Raw genomic sequence first — 7,095 nt, forward strand, 5'->3', positions numbered from 1 at the left:
ATGGTGAAGGAATTAATTAATGATGCTGCGTCGGCAGGGGTTTTTCTCTCATTAGATGAAGCAGGACAGTTGAAATATGAACTATCTGTAGATGAGTTTCCAGAACAGCTAAAGCAAAAAATTATTCAAAATAAAAACGAAATCATTGCCTTTTTTGAAGGATTATCAAGTTTAAATTCAAGTCCCGGTTACAGTACTCAAGATGCTATCGAGAAAGCATCTGAGGCATCGGTATCTTTCGCCCAACAGCGCTTTTGGTTGATTGATAATATTGAAGGCGGAAGCGCCCACTATAACATGCCAGGTGCTTTTCAGTTAGAGGGTGAAATAGATTTACACGCTATTGAACGGGCGTTTGTAGAAGTTATACAGCGACATGAAGTACTACGCACAACATACCATGAACTAGATGGTCAAGTTACTTTGCAGGTCCACGATATTGAAAGTTTCCCTATCAAGCAAACCTCTATCGAGCATTTAAGTGCGGAGCTGGTAAATAAAAAACTCACTGAACTGCTCAGCCTAGAGGCATCTAGAAGTTTTGATTTAGAAAATGATCTTATGATCCGTTGTCATCTCATCAAGCTCTCCAATAACAAATATGTTGTTGGGGTGAACATGCATCATATTGCCTCTGATGGTTGGTCGTTAGGGATCTTAATAAACGAATTTGTAGAGTGCTATAGTGCAGTGCTCGAACATCGTGATGTAAGCTTACCTGAATTGCCTATCCAATATTCAGACTTTGCGGTGTGGCAGAAGGCACAGTTGCGCGGAACGTTACTAGATCAACTCGGTAGCTACTGGAAAACGCAGCTTGCAGACATACCTATGGCGCATAGCTTGCCACTTGATAAACCGAGACCACAAAGACCGGATAACCAAGGTACGACATTTAGTATTCAACTTCCCGCATCACAAAGTAAGGCTTTGAAAACATTCTGTGTTGAGCAAAATGCATCACTTTTTGCCGGAGTTCATGCGCTTTTCGCTGCATTGATGTCTCGCTACAGTAATGAAAATGATGTTGTTATAGGAACCCCTGTCGCGGGAAGGGATAATGCTGAGCTTGCAAGACTAATTGGGTTGTTTGTCAATACTCTTGTTTTACGAACTATCAACCCTGCCAAATTAAGTTTAGTTAAGGCGCTAGAAGTAAGCCGGAACACCATATTTGAAGCCTTTGAGCACCAAGCTATTCCCTTTGAGAACTTAGTTGAAATTCTAAATATCGAAAGAAGCCCTGCATATCATCCTATATTTCAGGTTATGTTGGCGATGCAAAATAATGATCAGGAGGCACTAAAGCTGCCTAATTTGGCATTGAGTAACGTGGAACAGCCAATAACCACGACGAAGTTTGATTTAACAGTGCATGTGAGAGAAGTTGGTGAGCAGATAGAGTTCACATGGGAGTATGCAACAGCGTTATTCAATGATGATACGATTAAAGTGATGGCAGGGCATTTTAACCAGCTAATCACTCAAGCGGTAGCTAACCCCAACGCCTCACTAGATACAATGCCTTTGCTGACAGCATCTGAGTACGAGACAGTTGTAAATAAATGGAATGCGACTTCTGTTGCTTATCTTGAAGACCTGTGTATGCATGAATTGTTTATACAGCAAGCACTAAAAACTCCAGCTGCCATAGCACTCGTAGACTCTCAAGGGGAGATGACCTATTTTGATTTGCTAAGACATGCTTTGCTCGTTGCGAGCAAGCTATCTGGGCAGATTACTGTCGAGGAGCTGGTTGCTGTAAGAGCTGAAAAAGGTAGAGCGCAGGTCATTGCCACATTAGCTATTTTGATTGCAGGAGGGGCATATTTGCCTCTTGAAACCAGCTGGCCGGTTGAAAGGTGTCGCGATATTTTAGTGCAGGCACAGGTAAAAGTCTGTTTAGTTGATAGTCAACAGCAGTTATTATCATCAGAAGAGTATCAATATATCGACTTGAGCCGCATCGACAACACAGGTATTTCTACCAAAGAGGTTATTGCATACTTTGAAAATTATCGAGCTCCGCAACAGATAAATCAGTTGGCCTATGTCATTTTCACATCAGGTTCAACAGGTGTACCTAAAGGGGTAGCGATTGAACATCAAGCAGTAGTTAACACTTTACTTGATATCAACAGTAAATATGAGGTTACGCATAAGGATAAAGTTTTATGTGTATCTGCATTGAGCTTCGACCTGTCTGTATATGATATTTTTGGTATGTTAGCGGTCGGTGGAGTGCTAGTCTTTCCAGCTCCTGAATTGGCGAAAGACCCTCATCACTGGCTTGACATGCTGGAAAAGCATGAAATAACAGTTTGGAATACAGTACCCTTATCTATGGGACTAATCACTGAGTTACTCGAAGCTGATAACCGACAAGATATTGCGCCTTTACGTATCGTGTTGATGAGTGGAGATTGGATCCCAACCTCATTACCTAAGCGTATATGGCGTCGCTTTAGGAATGCAAAACTCTTTAGTCTTGGAGGAGCAACGGAGGGGTCGATTTGGTCGATTCATTACCCCATTACTGAGGATTTGAGCGATCGTCGAAGTGTGCCATACGGTAAGCCTTTAGGTAATCAAGCATTCTATATACTTAATTCGCAGCTCCAACACTGTCCTACCGGTGTGACGGGGGAGTTGTTTATCGGCGGAAAAGGTGTTGCTCGTGAATACTACAATGCGAGTGAAATCACCGAAAAGCATTTCTTATACCATCCTGAATTACAACAAAAAATCTATCGAACAGGTGATTTAGGACGTTATTTACCAGACGGTAACATTGAGTTTGTAGGTCGCTTAGATAATCAACTAAAGGTTAGGGGATTCCGAGTTGAGATAGGTGATATTGAAAGTCAGTTGCTTGCTCATCCAAAAGTTGAAGGTGCGCATGTCGTAGCTGTACCAGACAAGTCAAAAAACATTCAGTTAGTTGCATACGTTGTAATGACAGAAGAGTGGAAGCCATCACGTATTCGCGAGTATCTGTTCGGTACCTTACCTGATTATATGGTGCCAAGTGCAATTATGTTGTTGCCAAGCTTCCCGTTGACCGCAAATGGGAAGCTTGACCGCAAAGCTTTACCTGAACCTGACTTTAGCCAAGCACTCGCTGAGTATGAAGCTCCCAAAAATAAAATTGAAGCCCTATTGTGTGAGCTTTTTGCAGAATGTTTGGGATTGGAAAAAGTAGGAAGGAAAGATAACTTCTTTTCTCTTGGTGGGCATTCTGTTTTAGGTATGGAGCTGATCTCAAAAGCTAAGCGTAAAGGCATCATTATAGAAGCTCGCCACTTGTTTTCCGTAAATACGTTAGCAGAGTTAGCGGATGTAGTGAGCGTAAATGAAGGTGAAAAGCGGCTGTATCAAGCGCCTAAGAACAAGGAGTTGCAAGATGGAGAAAGCCTTAAACCCGAACATTTGACACTTGTAAACCTTTCTAACAGTGAGCTCGAAAGTATTGCGAAGCTAGTTCCTAAAGGAATTGATAATATTCAGGACATCTATCCACTGAGCCCTGTTCAAGAAGGGTTTCTATTCCACTATATGCTTGGCGCTGACGTGGATCCTTATATTCTAAATTCTGTCATCGAATTACCACAAACAACTTCTTTATCAACGTTGCAGCAGGCCTTTGAGGTCATTCTATTAAGGCATGATGTACTAAGAACGCAAGTTCAGTGGCAAGGCGTTGCTGAACCTGTGCAAGTTGTATGTAAAGAAGTTGAATTCGTTGTGGATGAATGGGAGTTCAGTTGCGATGACGATGATACCGACGTTTTAGAAGTGATAGCACCGTCGTTACGCTCAAAGATGACAATTAGCCAAGCACCTTTAGTAAATATAACCTTGGCAAGAAATTCAACGACTACAAAGTCTTATTTAGTTATTCAGTGCCATCACCTTATCGTAGATCACGCTGGTTTAGAGATGATTGGTCAAGAGCTTGCTGCAATTTTAAATGGGCAAGAATTAAAAGCGCCTGCGCATCAGTTTAGAGAGCAAATAGCGTTTATTAAGGAACACTGTGACTTAGAAGCGGCAAAGGCATTTTATAAAGATTACTTAAATGATGTAACGCAAGGTTGTTATCCATTTAACTTGTCGAGTGTCCATGGTGATGGTAGCGATGTTGTTCAGTTGAATCATGATTTATCTGAAAAATTGAGTGCAGAAATCAGAGCATTATCTCGAGCATATCGTGTATCTCCCGCTATTCTATTCCACATGGCTTTATCTCTAACAATCTCTATTGCAAGTGCTAGTAGTCGAGTGATATTCGGGACGGTGATGTCGGGTAGGCTTGATGGTGTAAGTGGGGTTGATAAAGTGATGGGGACGATGATAAATACTGTCCCAGTACACTTAGAACTTAAGAACCTGAGTGCCGAAATGCTGTTGCGAAAAACGGAAGCATGCTTAAATGAACTCGTTTTATTTGAGCATGTACCTTTGGCTATAGCGCAGCAACAGAGTGGGTTAACTTCGGATACTCCTTTGTTTAGTTCGCTATTTAATTATAGACGGTCAAAATCTGAGAGTGCAGTGCAAAGTACTTTAGGTCTGCGTAGCTTATCCCTGAAGGAAACAACGAACTACCCTTTGGTTGTCTCAGTTGATGATTTCAATGATAAGAAGTCGTTCACCGTTGAAGTTAAAGCGATGGGAGAGTACGCCTCAAGAGTGCAAAATATTTTTGCATCTGCGATGGCAAGTATTTGCTCGGCGCTAGTATCTGGTCATGCTGGAGAAGTTACGAAGCTAGCTTGCTTACCTAGTAGTGAGCTTCCCAAAATAACATCTAAAACGGGGTGGCCTAAGAGCTGTAAAGAAATACCCTTAGCGCACAACCTGTTTGAAGCGACTGCCGTTCAGACGCCTGATGTGGATGCAGTGGTTACAACGCAAAATACACTGTCTTTCGCTGAGCTTAATAAATCGGCGAATCAGTTAGCAACTTACTTACGCCAAACTCATGGTGTTAAAGAAAACAAATTTGTCGGTATTGTCGTCAATCGTTCACAGAGCTATGTCGTTGCAGTTCTAGCTGTCTTGAAATGTGGTGCAGCCTTTGTACCCATTGATCCAAGTTACCCAACAGAGCGAGTGAGCTACATATGTGACCAAGCTAATGTGACAGTTGTTCTAGGTGATCATGACGAGCTGTCAAAAAAGGTCAGCGCACCTTTTGCTAACTTGGATTTATGCATCGAGGAGGCTACAAGCTATACCTCAGAACCACAACCAACGACTATTGATGCCAAAAGTGCAGCTTATGTGATTTTCACTTCGGGCTCTACTGGTCGGCCTAAGGGAGTCGTTGTAAGTCACCAAAATTTGGTAAACCATAGTACAGCACTAAAGGCAGACATTCTGGAAGCAACCGGAGCGAGTCGCTGGGGCTGGACACTATCAGGTGCATTTGATGGGGCGATGAAGGGTATATCTGCTTTATTAAACGGTATTTCACTTTGTATGGTGTCCGAACAAGCTAGGTATAACCCTAGCATATTGTGTTCAGAGCTACAGTTACTAAAGGCTGATATTGTAGATAGTACTCCTGTGATGATAAATGAAATCTTCAGGCTAGCTGAAATACCTCAAGTAAATTGGCTTATCGGAGGGGATGCAATTGATCCTGTGATGTGGAATAAAGTAGCCAAGTATCAGCAATCTATAGCAAGAAAAGCCTTTAATATGTATGGTCCAACTGAATGTAGCATCAACACTTGTTGGGGAAAAATAACAACAAACTCAAGCCCTCATATTGGCTCACCCATACTCAATGTAAATCTATCGATATTAGACAATGAAATGAGAGCTGTACCAGCAGGGGTTGTAGGCGAGCTTTACATTAGCGGATTTGGGGTGGCTAAAGGTTATATTAACTCGGTAGATGACGAAGCATTTCTAAGCCAAAGTGTATGTGCTGAAGCAGGCCTGGAATGGCCAGTATATCGCAGTGGCGACCTTGTGAAAGCGAGCGTTGATGGGGTATTGCAGTTTGTCGGAAGGAAAGACTCACAGGTTAAAATAAGAGGCTACCGAATCGATTTAAATGAAGTGGAAGCTGCCATTTTAGCGTGTAACATCGAATTAGCTGCGGTTACGACACACGAAGATACGCTCGGAGGGACTCAGTTACTTGCTTTTTATGAATCATCCGATATATCCGAGCAAGAGCTAAAAGAGCGCTTACGCGAGATGATCCCTTCTTATATGCTTCCAAGCGTTATTCAAAAACTTGAGCAAATGCCAATCAATAGCAATGGAAAGATAGATCTGAAAGCCTTGCCCAAGGTGGGAGAAGTCAATTCAACAGTAGTTTATGTTGCCCCCGACACAGAAATTGAAAGCAGTCTCTGTAAGCAGTGGGAAACTCTTTTGGGAGTAGAAAAAATTAGTGTTGAAGCGAGCTTCTTCGACTCTGGTGGCCACTCAATCTTAGCAACAAGATTTGCTAGTTTCGTTGAGCAAGAGTTTAAAGTGCAGTTACCGCTCTCTATGCTTTTTGAAAGTGCCACGGTGCGGACAATTGCTTCCTATATTGAGTCTATTCAATTGAGTAGAGGGGAAGTTTCTCTCAAAGAAGACGAAGAAGAGTTCTTTTTATAAGAACGTGTATTGAATCGTACAACAAGAACAATAAAAACCCTCCAAATCTGCTTACATGTGGATTTGGAGGGGCAAGGAATGAGTAGATTACCTCTAAGATAATTATGAAAGCTGAAAATATAATAATTAATGCAGTCAAGAGCGGTGTTCACCTCTATTTAAAAGATGGTCGGTTAGCGTATAAACTAAACAAAGGGAGTTTTCCCGACGATATAAAAGCAATGGTAGTTGCTAACAAAGACCTTGTTATCGAGCACTTAGAACTACAGTTAACCCAGAGCAACTTAGATAGAACAGTTCAAGCCTATCCAAGAGAAAGCCAGACGTTACCAACGTCATTTTCGCAGCAGCGTTTATGGTTTATAGATCATCTCAAAGGAGGCTCACCAGAGTACAACATGCCAGTGGCCTTGACTGTAAAAGGTGAATTATCGCTGCCTGTAGTTGAGCGTGTTTTTCAGCGGATAATTG

General features: G+C 42.0%; 1 protein-coding gene and 1 pseudogene. Both read left to right on the forward strand.

The genetic code is table 11. The annotated features are described in order from the left end of the window. Entirely contained in the window at positions 1 to 6,624 is a 6,624-nt protein-coding gene (locus tag L3V43_RS21570; protein WP_237123945.1) for a non-ribosomal peptide synthetase, read from the forward strand. Between the two features lie 104 nt (positions 6,625 to 6,728). Next, positions 6,729 to 7,095, forward strand: a pseudogene (locus L3V43_RS21575) (hypothetical protein); the annotation flags it as partial.

Origin of the sequence: Pseudoalteromonas sp. L23, assembly GCF_021728455.1 — a bacterium.
Classification (GTDB): Bacteria; Pseudomonadota; Gammaproteobacteria; order Enterobacterales; family Alteromonadaceae; genus Pseudoalteromonas.